This is a genomic window from Flexibacter flexilis DSM 6793 (assembly GCF_900112255.1).
GTDB classification, from domain to species: domain Bacteria; phylum Bacteroidota; class Bacteroidia; order Cytophagales; family Flexibacteraceae; genus Flexibacter; species Flexibacter flexilis.
Genome location: NZ_FOLE01000017.1, coordinates 15904 through 32641, shown reverse-complemented (window position 1 = coordinate 32641; position 16738 = coordinate 15904). Strand labels below are relative to the sequence as shown.

11 protein-coding genes are annotated in these 16738 nt (G+C 40.2%); 7 read left to right on the top strand and 4 right to left on the bottom strand.

Translation table 11 applies throughout. The features are described from left to right. On the bottom strand, positions 1–3623 hold a 3623-nt coding region (locus BM090_RS17500; protein ID WP_143084035.1), incomplete at its 3' end, for a putative Ig domain-containing protein. Between the two features lie 219 nt (positions 3624–3842). Between BM090_RS17500 and BM090_RS17495 the strand changes: the two genes are divergently transcribed. The 3 genes from BM090_RS17495 (at position 3843) to BM090_RS17485 (ending at position 7740) form a co-directional block, all read left to right on the top strand. Then, positions 3843–4439: a response regulator transcription factor gene (locus tag BM090_RS17495; RefSeq protein ID WP_091516783.1), complete on the top strand. Its 597-nt coding sequence runs from the start codon at positions 3843–3845 to the stop codon at positions 4437–4439. Between the two features lie 360 nt (positions 4440–4799). Continuing rightward, positions 4800–6083 carry a sensor histidine kinase gene (locus BM090_RS17490; RefSeq protein WP_177200005.1) on the top strand — a complete coding sequence of 428 codons (1284 nt, stop codon included), beginning with the start codon at positions 4800–4802 and terminating at the stop codon, positions 6081–6083. A 67-nt stretch (positions 6084–6150) separates the two neighbouring features. Further along, a complete protein-coding gene (locus BM090_RS17485) occupies positions 6151–7740 on the top strand; it encodes a sensor histidine kinase (RefSeq protein WP_091516774.1) in 1590 nt (529 codons plus the stop codon). An 82-nt stretch (positions 7741–7822) separates the two neighbouring features. On the opposite strand, the gene accC is transcribed toward BM090_RS17485, so the two are convergent. After that, positions 7823–9322 (bottom strand): acetyl-CoA carboxylase biotin carboxylase subunit, encoded by a 1500-nt coding sequence (accC, locus tag BM090_RS17480; protein WP_091516770.1) that lies wholly within the window; start codon positions 9320–9322, stop codon positions 7823–7825. Positions 9323–9678: 356 nt separating this feature from the next. Here accC and BM090_RS18565 point away from each other — a divergent pair, with 356 nt between their 5' ends. From BM090_RS18565 to BM090_RS17470, 3 genes are all read left to right on the top strand, one after another. Beyond that, positions 9679–9843 (top strand): hypothetical protein, encoded by a 165-nt coding sequence (locus tag BM090_RS18565; protein ID WP_177200004.1) that lies wholly within the window; start codon positions 9679–9681, stop codon positions 9841–9843. Positions 9844–9982: 139 nt separating this feature from the next. Then, positions 9983–11530 carry a GmrSD restriction endonuclease domain-containing protein gene (locus BM090_RS17475; protein WP_091516765.1) on the top strand — a complete coding sequence of 516 codons (1548 nt, stop codon included), beginning with the start codon at positions 9983–9985 and terminating at the stop codon, positions 11528–11530. Between the two features lie 286 nt (positions 11531–11816). Continuing rightward, entirely contained in the window at positions 11817–12686 is an 870-nt protein-coding gene (locus BM090_RS17470) for an Rpn family recombination-promoting nuclease/putative transposase (RefSeq protein ID WP_091516761.1), read from the top strand. 92 nt (positions 12687–12778) lie between these two features. Here the strand turns inward: BM090_RS17470 and BM090_RS17465 are convergent, their stop codons facing one another. Then, the gene (locus tag BM090_RS17465; protein WP_091516758.1) at positions 12779–14551 is read right to left on the bottom strand and encodes a toxin-antitoxin system YwqK family antitoxin; all 1773 of its coding nucleotides are present in this window, start codon (positions 14549–14551) and stop codon (positions 12779–12781) included. A 304-nt stretch (positions 14552–14855) separates the two neighbouring features. On the opposite strand from BM090_RS17465, the gene BM090_RS17460 reads away from it, so the two are divergent. After that, positions 14856–16211, top strand: a complete 1356-nt coding sequence (locus BM090_RS17460) for a T9SS type A sorting domain-containing protein (protein WP_221405426.1) — start codon at positions 14856–14858, stop codon at positions 16209–16211. 167 nt (positions 16212–16378) lie between these two features. Here BM090_RS17460 and BM090_RS17455 read toward each other — a convergent pair whose 3' ends face one another. Further along, the gene (locus BM090_RS17455; RefSeq protein WP_091516750.1) at positions 16379–16732 is read right to left on the bottom strand and encodes a hypothetical protein; all 354 of its coding nucleotides are present in this window, start codon (positions 16730–16732) and stop codon (positions 16379–16381) included. Positions 16733–16738: the final 6 nt, after the last annotated feature.

Genomic DNA, 16738 nt, shown 5'->3' with positions numbered 1-16738 from the left:
TAAATGTAGGTATTGGTGGTGTAAGATGACCAGTCAAATCGAGCTCCGGTTCCTCCTGGTGTCACGATAACTGGAGAGATAGGGGAACAGGTCGGTGTACTCGAGGTCGTTAGATTCATTGTTTCCCATGCCGACCAGTCCTGTCCTGAGGTGCTACGCGCTCTAAACCTAATGTTATAGTTACTGCTTGGCAACATTTCAACATAACGATACGCTACATGCTGACTTGTTGCCAATGACACCGAAGTGGGAGGCCATGAGGCGCCTTCCAGACGGCATTGTATTTGTACATAATCATAGTCGGATGGGGATAAAGTCCATAATACCTTCGTTGCTCTAGCACCAACGATCAAATCTGGCACTATGCCTGGAGGCGTAATCACTGTATTCACCACCAAACTATAAGCATTGCTACCCGAACAAGTACCATCGGCTGCTGTTACCGTAAAATTAAAGGTACCGTTTACTGTTGGAGTACCACTCAATGCTCCTGCACTCGAAAGGCTCAAACCTGCTGGCAATGAACCACTAGTAACAGAGAAAGTCGCCGAGCTAAGTCCCGTTTGAGACAATGTAGCAGAATAAGCCGCACCTTGCGTGCCTGCACTCAAGGTGCTTGGTGAAAGTGTAACCGTTGGGCAAATAATTGAAATGGTCATCGTCGCATTCAGTGTCTTTGAACAACCACTCACTGTATCGGTGGCCAAAAACGTATAGGTATTAACCGTCGTCAAAGCACCTGTACTAAATATCAAAGTATCTGCACTCGTCGTTTTTTGGCTTGATACGGGAGAACCGTTTGAAAGCAACGTATATTTTATATTTGGTTGTGGACGGTACAATTTTATCTTCGCTACTCCACCTTGTGCTACACTCGACGGGTACGACACCGACATTATTTGTGGCAGTTCCAATACCGCATAAGGATTTGTAAATCCACATACAGTCCAATCGTCTGGCGTATCGTTCCATTTTCCTGTACTCGTTGCCAACTGAACAAAATCTTCGCCAGTTCCTCCTGGAGAACATGCTGACGGTGAGTTATTCGGCTCGCCTGAGTTCCAGTTCGTATAACTACCTAATGATGTGCCATCTACCCATTTCCATGAACCTTCGCTAACTTCATCATTTAAGCCTATCAATAAATAATTGCCGCTACTCATTAAGCTACTCACATAGCTATTCTCTGCCGCATCATTAATTATCACCAAATTACCACTCGCATTTTGACAAGCCGTACGTGCATTTTTCCAAGAGATAGTGCTATTAGACAAATAATACCATTTGTTATTATAGCTACCTTTGTAGGTAAAACCTGATTTTGTCGGAGCAGTTCCTCCTATGCTTTGACCAAAGTCCGTAATAACTGGACATATTTTAAAACTATATACCTTGCTGCCCGAACAAGTACCATCCGTAGCGGTAACCGTAAAGTTAAAAGTACCATTTACCGTTGGCGTACCACTCAATGTACCTGCACTCGAAAGGCTCAAACCTGCTGGCAATGAACCACTAGTAACAGAGAAAGTTGCAGAAGCAAGACCCGTTTGAGACAATGTAGCCGAGTATGTCGCACCTTGTGTAACATTGCTCAATGTGCTTGGTGAAAGTGTAACCGTTGGGCAGGAAGGCAAAATCACTAAGTTATAAGTACTCCCACCCGAAATCGCTGTTACGTTCGTTAGACCCGCAGGAATAGTAGTTTGGCCATATTCATTCTGCCCCCAAGCCGTTACCGTGCCGTCATTTTTAATTACTGCAGTGTGACTATACCCCGCCGTAATCGCTGTTACGTTCGTTAGACCCGCAGGAATAGTAGTTTGGCCATCTTCATTCTCCCCCCAAGCCGTTACCGTGCCGTTTGCTTTCAGAGCTACATTATGTTCAAATCCTGCCGCAATCGCTACTACGCCCGTAAGACCAATAGGAATATTGTTTTGCCCAGCACTATTCCAGCCCCAAGACACCACCGTGCCGTCCGATTTCAGGGCTACCGTATGTCTTCCATTTGTCGAAACAGCTATTACACCTGTAAGCCCCACAGGAACGTTGGTTTGTCCCTGACCATTATATCCCCAAGCTACCACCGTGCCATCATTTTTGACGGCCACAGAGTGAAATGCTCCTACTGTAATGGCAACTACACCCGTCAAGCCCGCAGGAATATTAGTTTGGCCTTCAATATTTCTACCCCAAGACACCAACGTTCCGTCGGATTTTAGGGCTAAGGTGTGGAATTGCCCTGCCGCCACTGCCACTACGCCTGTAAGGCCAACGGGTGCAGTGGATTGGCCATAACTATTATCACCCCAACCCACAACCGTGCCATTATTCTTTAGGGCTAAGTTATTACCAGCACCCGCTGAAATCGCTGTAACTCCTGTCAATGCAGTCTCAGGTGCATTATCAGTACCAATACCCCAAGCTGTTACGCGACCACCTATGCCATTTTGAGTTACAAAAACATATTTTGTTTGGCTTCCCGTCTTGACTATGACAACCGTAGTACGATTAGCTTCTTGCGTATTGGCAGCGACAGTAAGTAAAAATGAGCCATTGCCACTACCACTGCTCGGACTTATCGTAAGCCAACTTGCATTGCTGCTTGCCGTCCAAGCTGCATTACTACTCACCGTAATATTTTGGGTACTGCCTGCCGCAGTTGGGTACCAACTGGCCTGTGAAAGGGATAATGTTGGAGCGGAAGCAGTACCTATGATTACTAAATTGTGCAAATTCCCTGCGCTAATAGCTGTTACGCCCGCCTGTCCTGCAGGAATGTTGGTTTGCCCATAACTATTACTTCCCCAAGCTGCTACCGTTCCATCACTTTTTAAAACTACCGTATGATAATTCCCGGCAGAAACAGCGGTTACATTGGCTAGGCCAGCAGGAATACTTATCTGACCACTGCCATTATATCCCCAACCCACCACTGTTCCATCTGTTTTTAGGGCTACGCTATGCAAATCTCCTGCGGCAATGGCTTTTACCCCCGTTAAGCCTGCGGGAATACTTATTTGTCCATCGCTATTATTTCCCCAACCCACTACAGTGCCATCATTTTTTAAGGCTAAAACATGGCCAAGCCCTGCGGCAATGGCTTTTACCCCCGTTAAGCCTGCGGGAATACTTATTTGTCCAGAACCATTATCCCCCCAACCCACTATAGTGCCGTCACTTTTCAGAGCTATGCTATAATAGCCTGATGCAGCAATAGCCACTACATTTGTTAAACCTGCAGGAACACTCGTTTGACCAAAACTATTACTTCCCCAGCCTACTACTGTACCGTTACTTTTCAAGGCTATCGTGTGATAAACGCCTGCGGCAATAGCGGTTACATTTGTTAAACCAGCAGGAATATTGGCTTGGCCGCTACCATTATAACCCCAAACCACGACAGTTCCATCATTTTTCAGGGCTACACTATGCCCATAGCCTGCCGCAATACCTGCCACACTCGTCAGTCCTGCGGGAGTATTAAGTTGGCTAGTGCCATTATAACCCCAACCAGTAACATTGCCTTGTCCATAAGTAATGTGATTGGTAAAAAATGTCATTAAAAGCAAAAGAGCTACTATTGTTGCACCCCGCCACCAATCAGTTATTCTTTTTTTCATTTGATTGTTGTTTTTAGTGAAAAATATGCCCAAATATCTCCTCTTCAAGCATTGCCCGCAATGGTAATTTATAACTATCAAAAAATCAAACAATTCATAATCAGTGATTTAACCATTAACAACCACATAATTATACCAACCAATAATAACATAGTTACAAATAACTATTGCGAAGCATAAACGGTGTATCTAATTTTGCTAACACAAAAATACCGCAACATGAATATTATACTTTTCGACGACCATCAATTTGTATTAGATTCGATATCGACCTTTTTGCGGGCAAAAGGAGCGCACGTAATAGGCACTTATACCCATAAAAACACTGTAATCGAGACGATTAAAAATAATAAAGAAATTGACTTACTTATCTCTGACGTACTCACCGACGAAGAAATTGGTTTGAGTCTTTTTGAAGAAATTCAGAAAATGAAGCTGCCTCTTAAAGTGGTAGCTTACAGCAGCATTCATAGCGATTTTGTCAAGCAATTTTTGTTTGAATATGGTGTCATGGCTTTTGTGAACAAAAAAGAACCATTAGAGAAACTATGGGAAGCCATTGAGTTGGTGTACCTGAACGAACGATATAAAAAACAATACACTCCTGAAATTGTACCACCACAACTCACACCCAAAGAACACGAAATAGCACGCTATTTGGCCAAAGGATTAGCCTCCAAAGAAATAGCATTGCTCACCAATACATCCGTCAATACCATCAACAACCAGAAAAGTCATTTGCTGGCCAAGTTCGATTGTACTAATTCCACAGAACTTGCCTTGCGACTACTACAAATGGGGTATTTAAAAATGTAATTTTGCATTTTGTTTACTATACTTGTAGCATATTTCCAACATCCATCTATGCGTCTGGTACAATTTACCCTAATCTTCTTTCTAACTTTAGTGGCGCGATTAGCATATAGTCAGTCTAAAGAGGTGTTATCAATTGAAAATCAAGTATATAATCTAAACAATAATTATCAATACGACTCTTCGTTTGCCTTAATTCGGCATTTTCTAAATAGGCCTAACACTACGAATACAGATCGATACTACGCATATTTGTATTTATCATATACAAGTAAGCGTATTTATGATTATAAGGCTGTATTGATTCATTTAGACTCGGCACTCTATTGGGGGTTGCAAACAGAAAAGCCCCAATATTATACAATGAATATTCTTTGCCAAAAGTCATTTGCCATGTTTGATGTGCAGCAATACAGAGCCGCTGATTCGCTGATGCAACCGCTTATTTCATCTCATTATCAGTACCTCGACGATGAAAATAAAGCCAAGATACTGACACAAGAATCATACCTGCTATACCAAAAAAAGCAATACAAACAGGCCGAGCAAAAATATTTGCAAACCCTTCCCCTTCTCAGGCAATCCAATCCGTGTGATTTGCCCTTGATTTATGGTAAACTGATTGGTTTGTACAGCCAAACCAATCACATACCGAATATGTATAAGGTTTATGAAAAAGGAATGCACTATGCAGACTCTTGTAACATCCTCAAATACAAGGTTTATCTTAACTTGATCATGTATCGCGAACTTGAAGTGCACAAAAAATATGCAGAGGCCTTTTATTACATCAAACTATACGACTCCTTTTTTTACATATACGATGAGCGCGGTTATCAACACCAAATCAAAGAATTAAACCAAAGCAACGAAATCGAACGCAAAGACGTAGAAATTGCCACACAAGAAAAACAACAAAAATACTTATTAACCATTGTACTGATTTTAGTCTCGGCTATTCTAATATTCATTTGGCTTTATCTTAAATTAAAACAACAACATCGCATCATCCAACAACAGCAGAAAGTAAATGAGCAGGTAATTAGCATTATTTCCCACGACATCAAAGAGCCGCTTTTGGCCGTGAAACTGCTGCTCAAAAAGCTCAATATTCAGGACAAAATCATGGTGCAAGTCTCGCAGAGTTTGGAGCAACAAATCTCTTCGGTCAATCACATTCTTACCAGCCTACTGGAAATAAGAAAGAATAACACACAAAATACCGCTACACTCTGGCCCATTCTTAACAACGTAATCAAAGATTTGGACACCAAAATCCAAAACAAAGAACTTACCATTGTTAATGAAATCACGGAGGCGACACAAGTACCCATCTCTCCCGAAAAACTTCGCATTATCTTGTATAATCTGCTAGGCAATGCCATCAAATACAGCCACCATCAAGGCCAAATCCATTTGTTTAATACAGCACAAGGCTTTGCTATTCAAGATTTTGGGATAGGAATACCCGCCCAAAAACTAAACACGTTGTTGAAAGATGCCGTCGTTTCGGGAAAAGGAACGGCACAAGAAGAAGGCAACGGGATGGGACTTTACATCATGGGACAAATTACCAAACAAAGCAAAATTGAAATTCGATTTATTAGTGAAGAAGGGAAAGGGACTACCGTTCATATCATATATTAAAAACACTGCCACCACCACTACATTTAAACTTAACTTATTACATTGCGCGTTATTCGAAACAATCATCATGCGCTTCCTTCTTTTGTCTATTAGCATTCTTATTTGCTCGATGCGGGTCAGTTATGGTCAGTCGAAAAAGGCGCTACTGACCGAACAACAAGTATATAATCTGAACAATAACGCACAATACGACTCTTCCTTTGCGTTGCTCAACCATTTTTTGCACCACAACGCAAGTGATTCGGACAGGTATTATGGCCACCTGTATATGTCTTATACATACAAACGGTTATTTGATTATAAATCAACGTTAGTACACTTAGATTCAGCACTGTATTTTGGTTTGCGCACCCACAACCCAGAATATTACCAAGCCAATATTACTTGTCAGCGAGCATTTGCGATGTTCGATAGGCAAAATTATAAAGCCTCCGACTCGCTGATGCTCCTGCTCAGCAACAGCCATTATAAGCATTTGGATAAAGAGCATACAGGCAAAATCATTAGTCTTGAGGCCTTTATGCTCATGCAAAACCAAAATTATGAAGCCGCCGAGAAACGTTACCAATTAGCCGCGCAGCTTGTCCAAGAATCCAGCCCCTGCGATTTGCCCATGATTTACGGCAAAATGATTGAGCTGTATGGGCAAAAGAATGACATCGAGAAAATGTATGAAATCTATCGTTTAGGGATAAAAAATGCCGATAGCTGCAAGATTCTCAAATATACCATGTACATGAACCACGCCATGCAACATTGTTTTGAAAGAGAGAAAAAATACGAAGAGGCCTTCTTTTTCCTCAAAAAAACGGATTCGCTACACGACGCATACAACGAATACAAGTATTTGGGCAAAATCTCGAACGTAGAGCAAAAATACGCCATAGAACGCAAAGACCTCGAAATTAAAACTCAAAAACAAGCACAAGTATTTCTGATATTCATAGTGGCCGTACTCGTTTCGGGAGGAGCCGTTTTTATGTTTCTTTATTTCAAAGTAAAACAACAAAACAAAACCATTACGCAACAATACAAAGTAAATGAGCAGGTAATTAGCATCATTTCCCACGACATCAAAGAGCCGCTTTTGGCCGTGAAACTGCTGCTCAAAAAGCTCAATATTCAGGACAAAATCATGGTGCAAGTCTCGCAGAGCTTGGAACAACAAATCTCTTCGGTCAATCACATCCTGACCAGCCTACTGGAAATTCGAAAAAGTAATGCACAAAATACAGCCATGCTTTTCCCCGCACTCACCAACGTACTCCGAGATTTACATACCAAAATTGAGAGCAAAGAATTAACCGTTATTAATCAAACCACAGAACTGACAGAAGTACCCATTTCGCCCGAAAAGCTGCGCATTATTCTCTACAATATACTGAGCAATGCCATTAAATACAGCCATTATCAAGGTGAAATTATTCTTTTCAATACATCAGAAGGATTTGCTATTCAGGACTTTGGCGCAGGAATTCCGACCAAAAAACTTAATACTTTACTCAAAGATGCCGTCATTTCGGAGAAAGGCACGGCACAAGAAGAAGGCAACGGCATGGGGCTGTACATCATGGGGCAAATCGTGAAACAAAGTAAAATTGACATCCGATTCGTGAGCGATGAGGGCAAAGGCACTACCGTCCATATTACTTACTAATCCCATCACAACCCAACGAAAAACGGCTCTATCTTTCGCAAGACAGAGCCGTTTTTTATTGTATTCTATTCACTAATCAGAATTAGCGTGTACGATTTTGTTTCCAAGCACTACCGCGTTTTTCGGCAACAACTGTTTGAGCAGCAGCCGTTTTTGGTTTCTTGGTTTCGGCCAACATACCCGCAAAAATAGCCGCCACTTCCAACTCTTCGGCATCGGCTGGAGCTTGTAGCACTTCTGGCGTAAAGTATTTGTTCACGAAATCTGTACCAAAACTTCCGTCCACAAACGCTGGGTGTTCCATCACGAAGCGGCAGAAACCAAGCGTCGTTTCGATACCCGTAATTTGATACTCGTCTATGGCGCGAATCATGCGGGCAATGGCTTCGGTGCGGTCTTTGCCAAAAGTCGTGAGTTTGGCAATCATTGGGTCATAGTAAATCGGAATTTCCATGCCTTGTTCAAAACCATCGTCCACGCGCACGCCTACGCCTTGCGGACGGATATAGGTTTGCAAACGTCCGATGTCTGGCAAGAAGTTATTTTTAGGGTCTTCGGCATAAACGCGTACTTCTACGGCATGGCCCAAGATTTTGAGGTCTTCTTGTTTGAACGAAAGCGGCTCGCCTTGCGCGATTTTGATTTGTTCTTTCACCAAATCCACGCCCGAAATTTGCTCAGTAACAGGGTGTTCCACTTGCAAACGCGTGTTCATTTCCAAGAAATAGAAATTCAAATCTTTGTCCACGATAAATTCTACCGTACCCGCGCCGTAGTAGTTACAAGCACGTGCCACGTTGGTAGCAGCCAAACCCATCGCCTCACGGATAGCAGGCGTAAGCACTGCCGAAGGAGCTTCTTCCACTACTTTTTGGTGGCGGCGTTGTACGGAACATTCGCGCTCGAACAAATGCACTACGTTGCCGTGTTGGTCGCCCAATACCTGAATTTCGATGTGTTTTGGAGAAAGAATATATTTTTCGATAAATACCGAACCATCACCGAAAGCCGAAATCGCCTCACTGATAGCACGTTGCATTTGTTCTTCAAATTCTTCTTCGTTTTCTACGATACGCATACCTTTGCCGCCACCGCCTGCGCTGGCTTTGATAAGGACAGGATAACCGATTTCGGCAGCGCGTTTTTTGGCCGCAGGAATATCCGAAATAGCGTCTGGCGTACCTGGTACCATCGGAATATCATAATGCGAAACGGCAGCTTTCGCGCCCAATTTGCTACCCATCACCTCGATAGATTTGGGAGAAGGCCCCACGAAAATAAGACCAGCGTCAGCGACCATTTGCGCGAATTTGGCATTTTCAGACAAAAAGCCATACCCTGGGTGAATGGCTTGTGCGCCAGTTTTTTTACAAACGTCAATAATTTTTTCGCCGCGCAAATACGACTCCGACGAAGCGGCAGGGCCAATACAAACAGATTCGTCTGCATAACGCACATGCAGCGCGTTGCGGTCGGCCTCACTGAATACGGCTACAGTTTTGATGCCCATTTCGCGTGCAGAACGCATCACACGCAAGGCAATTTCACCCCTGTTAGCAACTACGATTTTTGTGATTTTCATGTAATAGTCTGATGGTTGTGTTGAATTGAAAATTGGTGTTATTTTTTTGGCTAAATGGGTTCTCTTTTGTAAAAATGGCTGCTGTTCCACAGAAAAGCAACCATTTGGTGTTTGTGAAGTACAATAATACACATTTCGCGCAATCGTTTGCTAACAAATTGTATATTTTTTATTCAACAAAAGTAAGGCAAACAGGTACATCGCTTGTACTTTTCAGTTGTTATTGCCATATTAAAAAATTGTAATACAGCCGTTTAACCACTGTTTTTAACAATGTACAGTCATGGCCAAAAAAGAGCAGTAACAACGCACAAAAGCGGTTTTAATGAAAAAAAATAAAACACTAAATTTGTACTATGAAAAAAGGGCAACAACAATCCGAACCAATGGTAAGCGTTCCTGAAAAAGCACTTCTGCGTATGGTGCTTAAATTGAACGAAGGCAAAATACTTTTTCCTAAAAAAGTGGAAGAAGCTAATAAATTTTTAGACGGTGCTACATTCAAAACACCTCTAAAATAGTCTTTGGGACGGCTAACATACATATTTGAGCAGTATTTATGATGCCGTCTTATTAAAAAAATAAAACATAAAAATATTTGGTTTTATCCTGTGCGTTTAGGATTTTGCAGGAGTAATTGTAAAAACGAAACAGCAAACAATGGCAAAAGTAAACTTAGACGCAATAATTCCGAGAGAAGATTTTGAGGTAATCGGAAACCAAAACTCAATGAACCTCTTTAATTCAATTTCAATATCAAACTTCACAGGAGGTTTTTTTTACCCTTTCCTAAGAAAACCAGACTTTCAAAGAGAGACTAATGAATGGGACGCAAAAAAAATTCTTGAATTTATAGAAAGTTATATCAACGGAGAATTAATTCCAGCAATAATTCTTTGGCGTAATAATTCAGGACTATATTTTGTTATTGATGGTGCACATAGATTGAGTGCTTTAATTAGTTGGATAAAAGACGACTATGGAGATGGAGAAATTTCGAAGAAATTTTATGGTGACAGTATAAGTGACGAGCATAAAGAAATTGCAGAAAAGACGAGAAGTTTAATCAATAAAAAAATTGGACGTTATATTGATATTATTGAGGCTCCTAATAAAGAAAAACCAAATGAAGCATTAATTCAAAAGGCAAAAAATTTAGGTGCATATTCAATTCAGGTTCAATGGGTGGATGGTGATGCAAAAAAGGCCGAAAAATCATTTTTTAAAATCAACCAACAGCCTTCAAAAATTGACCCGACTGAATTGAAAATTTTAGAGTCAAGAAAAAAAGGAAATTGCATCGCTGCTCGTGCAATTATTCGCGGAGGTCAAGGGCATAAATATTGGTCTGATTTTTCCGCAGAGACGCAGGCTGAAATTCAAAAGCTATCTAAAGAAATACATGAAATAATATATAATCCTACATTAAAAACACCCGTTAAAACACTAGATATTCCTCTTGGTGGCAAACTAGTTTCTGCACAAAGTTTACCCTTAATTCTCGAATTTGTAAATTCCACAAATAATATCGGACCTGATTTTTCTGAAACTTTAGCAGACGATTTAGATGGCTCTGAAACTATTAAATATCTTAAAAGTGCAAGAAAAATTGCATGGAGGATTAACAGCGTTCATCCTTCTTCATTAGGACTTCATCCGATAGTTTATTTTTATTCAAATGAAGGCAAGCATAAACCAGCCTCTTTCTATTATACTTTGGCTTTCATTAAGGAACTCGATAAAAAAAATAAATACAATGATTTTATTAAGGTTCGAAGAAAGTTTGAAGATTTTTTGTTGAATTATGACTATTTAATTCAACAAATGACCAGAAAGTACAGGGGAGCATATGCTGCAATTCCTCATGTAGTAGACTTATATATAGAAATGATGAATTTATTAAGTCAAAACCTCGACATTAATAAATCTGTAGATGAAATAATTAAACTTCCTAAATTTAATTACTTAACGCTCTCTGCACTCACAGAAGAAAAGGAGATATTTAATAATTTCACTACTGAATCTAAATCTGAAGTTTTTATTAAAGAAGCAATTAAAAATGGTCTAAGATGCGGAATATGCGATGGATTTATCCATAAAAATGCAATGACCATCGACCACATTACTAGAAAAGAAGACGGAGGCAAAGGAAGTGCAGACAATGGACAGTTAACTCATCCCTATTGTAATACAACATATAAGAACTAGAATATACTGTGCCTAACAATAAGATTGACAGTTGTAAATTCAACATTTATAATTTTATTGGGCATTTGTGCAAATGTTGGGCTAACATTCTTCAATAACACATTCACACTTCTAATCTCATAAACCAAAGGCCTCGGAAAACTCCAAGGCCTTTGTGATTTAAAACTTTATGATATGAGTTGAATAATGTTCTCATACAAAGCCAATAGTCTCAGAAAGCAAGTCAAAAAAGGCTTGCTTTTTTATTTTTTGTATCTTTGTAGCAGAGCAAAAAAAGACAAACAATATGAGCAAAAAGCTAATTCGTTTTGATTGGGCAGTAAAAAAACTACTTCGTAACAAGGCTAACTTTGTTGTTTTAGAGGGCTTTTTGTCAGAACTTTTGTTTGAAGACATCAAAATCCAGAAGATTTTGGAAAGTGAAAGCAATCAAGAAACAGACGAGGACAAGTATAACCGCATAGATATTTTAACACAAAATTCTAAAAATGAATTAGTTATTGTAGAAATTCAAAATACCTACGAAATCGATTATTTCCATCGTATGGCTTATGGTGCTTCAAAGGCTTTGACTGAAAATTTGAGTTTAGGGCAACCTTATGCTGAAATCAAAAAAGTAATTTCTATCAATATCGTTTATTTTGACTTGGGACAGGGTAAAGATTATGTTTATAAAGGAGTTACAAGTTTCCAAGGCTTGCACGAAAAAGACCTTTTGCAACTTTCAAGCAAGCAAAAAGAAACTTTTACGAAACAAAATGTTTCGGATATTTTCCCTGAATACTACATTATCAAAGTCAATCAATTCGATGATGTAGCAAAAGATACGCTGGACGAGTGGGTTTACTTCCTCAAAAACAGTGAAGTAAAAGACGAGTTCAGGGCAAAAGGATTATCAGAGGCAAAAGAAGTGTTGGACATTATGCGTTTGGACAAGGAACAGCAATACGGCTACAGTCGTTACTTGGATTATTTGCACGTAAAAGCAAGTGAAGCTCTTTCGCTGAAAGTAGAGGCAGAGGACAAAGTAAGGAAAGATGAGAAAAGTATGATTGCCAAAAACTTAATTTCATTAGGTTCTGATAACAATTTTATAGAAAAAGCAACAGGCCTAACCGTTGAACAAATAGAACAACTACGAAATTTAAAAGAGTAAAACGGCATATCTAATCCCACAAAAAAACGCAAAGGCCTCGGAAAACTCCAAGGCCTTTGCGTTTTTTTATATGCTAAAAATTCTTGTCCGATTTAGCGGGTTTCGGGTTCTTTGAGGCTAAGCGTCTGACGAACTTTGCCTTTTGCGTCATAATACTTCCAAAGGCCGTCGGCTTCGTCGTTGATGTAATATCCTTCCGACTCTATTCGTCCCTTTATATCATAGAATTTCCAAAGCCCGTCGCGGCTGCCGCTGCGAAACGCACCTTGTCCCGCAAGTTTGCCGTTGTCGTGGTAAAATTTCCAAGTTCCCGTCTGAACGCCTGCCGCATATTCGCCTTCCGACATCAATTTGCCGTTTTGGTGATATTGTTTGCGCGTGCCGTTTCCGTCCTTGAACGTACCTTTGTCCAGTGGTTTGCCCGATGCAGAAAGCAACTCGCCCACCGACACTAATTTGCCGTTTTGCCAAGTTTCTTCTTGCATCACTTTGCCGTTTTTATAAAAACTTTTCCAAACACCATCTTCCGCGCCTTTGTTGTAGTTTCCTTCCGAAATCAACACTTCGCTTTCGGTGTATTCGCGCCACAAGCCTGTTTCCAAGCCGCCGACCATGCGGCCTTCCGACTCTTTTTTGCCGTTGGGGTGATATTTTTTCCAAATGCCATCGGCATAACCATCCGCAAAACTGCCTTCCGACATGAGTTTCCCGTTATCGTAATAGGTTTTCCAAGTGCCTGATTTTTTGCCATTTACAAAATTACCAGTCTCATATACTTTGCCCGACTCATAGAAAATCTGCCACAAACCATCTTTTTTACCTGCCTTATAGCTGCCTTGCGTGGCGATTTGTCCGCTCACAAAATACTGCGTCCATTTGCCGTCTGGCTCTCCTTTTTTGTAGGAAGTTTTGGACATGGTCTCGCCTGTTTCGTAGTATTCCGTCCAAGTGCTGTCTTCTTCGCCATCTTTGTAAAAACCTTGTGCGGCCACTTTCCCCGACGGATAAAACTCTTTGCTCGCGCCTTCTTCCTTGTCGTCGATGTATTGCACTTGGCCGATTACATTGCCGCTGGCGTCAAACTCTTTCATCGTACCTTGTCGCTTGCCTTTCACGTACATGACTTCGGTTTTCACCTTGCCTTTGTCCGTGTAGGTAAACGCCTTGCCCGACACCACGCCATTAGTACAAGTACGTTCGGCCAACAACACGCCTTCGGGCGAATATTGCTTAATCGTGCCGTTTCCTTCGCGCAGCGTGCCAGCTTCCAGTTTCTTTCCTTGTTCGGTATTCAGTTCCAATACATTCAAAATCAAGCCTCTATCCCACTCTTCTCGGCGTTGTACTTGGCCATTTTTGTAATAAAACGTCCAAACATCGTCGGGCAGACCATTATAGTAAGAACCGTTCGTGCGGCGTTTGCCATCTTGGTAATAAGTCGTCCATTCGTCGGTACGAATGCTATCTTTGTAGCGACCTTTTTCCGAGATATTCCCGTTGGGATAATACGCTGTATATTCTCCTTCCAACTCATTGAGCATATACATCGTATTGAGTTGCGGCTTGCCGTCTGGGTAATTTTCTTTATAACGGCCATTGCGGAAACCCGACACAAATTCGGCTTCGCAAGCCACCACACCCGCAGGCGTATAGCTCACGCATTGACCGTAATAAGCATCTGATTTATAATTAATTAGCAAACGTAACACTTTACTGGCATCAAAATAACGCCAAGTTCCTTCCTTTTTGCCTGCAAGGGTTTTGCCTTCGGCTGTCCAAGCGGTTTCGGGTAAAAAAGAATATTGTGCTTGCAATGCAAACGGCAGCACCAGCCAAACCAAAATCAAAAATTTTATTCTCGTCATGGGAATAAGCAAATATACAGAAGGCAAATATATTTGTTATTTTGCAGAATTTAACTTAAAAATAGCCTAAGACGTAGAAAGTTTGTGGGTACTATATATTAAGTTTAAACAAACAACTTTCTTTTATTCAATGTAAAAAAAACGCACTAAATTCTTTTATATAACAGAGCTACTCATTAATTTGGCGATTGAGTTTTTTTTAAACCAACCAAAAGTATTTATCATCTAAAATTTTTTCTCTGTGAAAATTTTTCGTCAATTTTTAATCGGTACATTATCATGCCTCATGCTTTGTAATATAGCTATGGCACAGCAATCAGGAGAAAGCCCGATTTTCAACTCCGTAACACCAATTTCCTCAATTAACACAGGTTATGGAGAATCATTCCCTTACCTTTCTAACGACTCTAAGAGGCTTTATTTTATTCGAGGCAATAATGGAAGAGGGCAACTAATGGTAACACAAAGAAACAACCTCGGTTCTGGTTTTTCAGCCTTTAATTTCCCTGCTGAATGCAACTATACAGGAGGGACTAATAATATATTTAACAATATTAGTTCTTTTTATTTAACTCCCCCCTACAATTCTCTCAATGGGGAAAACACTTGCAATATTGAAAAGGATTTATTTACAATTTACTATGAAAACAATATTCAAAAAATGAGATTATTTGCAAGAAATAACTGCAATAGCTCAGATCCGAATAATACATTTATAACAGATGAAACTAAAATTGTAACTCACAACTTGGATACTGTCTGCTGGACTTCTACCGAAATCAATAGCAGCCTAAATCCTTTGCATTATCATTCTCCCTCTATCATTAGAAATAGTGCTCCTTACGTATATACAGAACAAATAAATGGCTCTACGATACAACACACTTCGCAGGTTGATTTGTATCTTCATTATAGAACATCTGACAATAAAAAAGGAATTGTATATCTAAAACAATATGACAATACAACCCCTACAGGTACTAACCATTTTGTTTTTCAGTATAGACTTGCTGAGAATATCCATGATAATAATACAAACACTAGCTATCGTATCTTAGATGGATCACTGGCCTATAAGGACGGAACGCGATATTATGCAGTATTAAAAAACTTATCAACTGGCCTAAATAGACTTTACTACATTAATACTTCTTATTTAAATAACTACACGCAGCCCGACTCCGCAATCAAACACAGTAATGATTTCTCTAAATATGTTTTGATGGAAGGGGAAGGGAGTTCTGCAATTCAAAATGCAGTACAAGTTTCATTTAGCGACTATAATAGAACCACAAACCGACAATATATGGTAATGGTGCTAAACTATAGCGGCCAATTCGAACAAAATGATATATACATTTCACAGGGGCAGTATATTACATCAACAAATCGTTCAGAATTAGATGTTACTCAATTATCAATTGTTCCTAATCCTAGTAATGGCGATGTTACATTTAAACTAGCATTACCAACAAAAACCAAAAATGCCTCTATAAAAATTTATTCTGTGCAAGGGGTAATGTTAAAAGATATTCCAATCAATGATTTATCAAATAACAATATCAATGCAAAATTAGATGATTTGAGTGCTGGAGTTTACTATTGTGTTCTTCTATCCGACAAAGGAAAATCCTCCCAAAAATTTACCATTATTAAATAATTGATGTCTTGTATCTTCGCAAGCAACTACAATTTGAATCATAGCAGGCTTCCGTAAAAAATAGCCTGTGCGTCTTCATAGTTCTTGGAATAAAACGCTCACCGTCCCACCCAATGACAAACGCATTCGGAGGGACGGTGAGCTAAAAAAGGTTAGGTGTGTTTTTCTTATTTATGGTAAAACACTTCTTTGATGATATGTTCGCCATTCCAAGTTTGGGACGCGATTTGTTCTATTTTCACGCGGTTGCCGTCTTGGAACGTCAGTTCCATCCAACACTCTACCATTGTTTTTTGCTCGGCTTCGTTGCTGGTGATGCCAATTACGCCCGCGCCGTGAAACTCTTTCACCATACCCAAAAAGTTTAGTTCGTGTTGGCGGTTGGTATCTTTGCCTACGCGCGGCTCTTCGCCAAGCTCTTGCATCACTACGTCTGTGTGATAAAATTTTTCGAAGGCCTCCATTAACTGGCCACCGTTTACCATGCGGTATAGTTCCGTTGCTTTTTCTAAATAAGTCATCTTGTT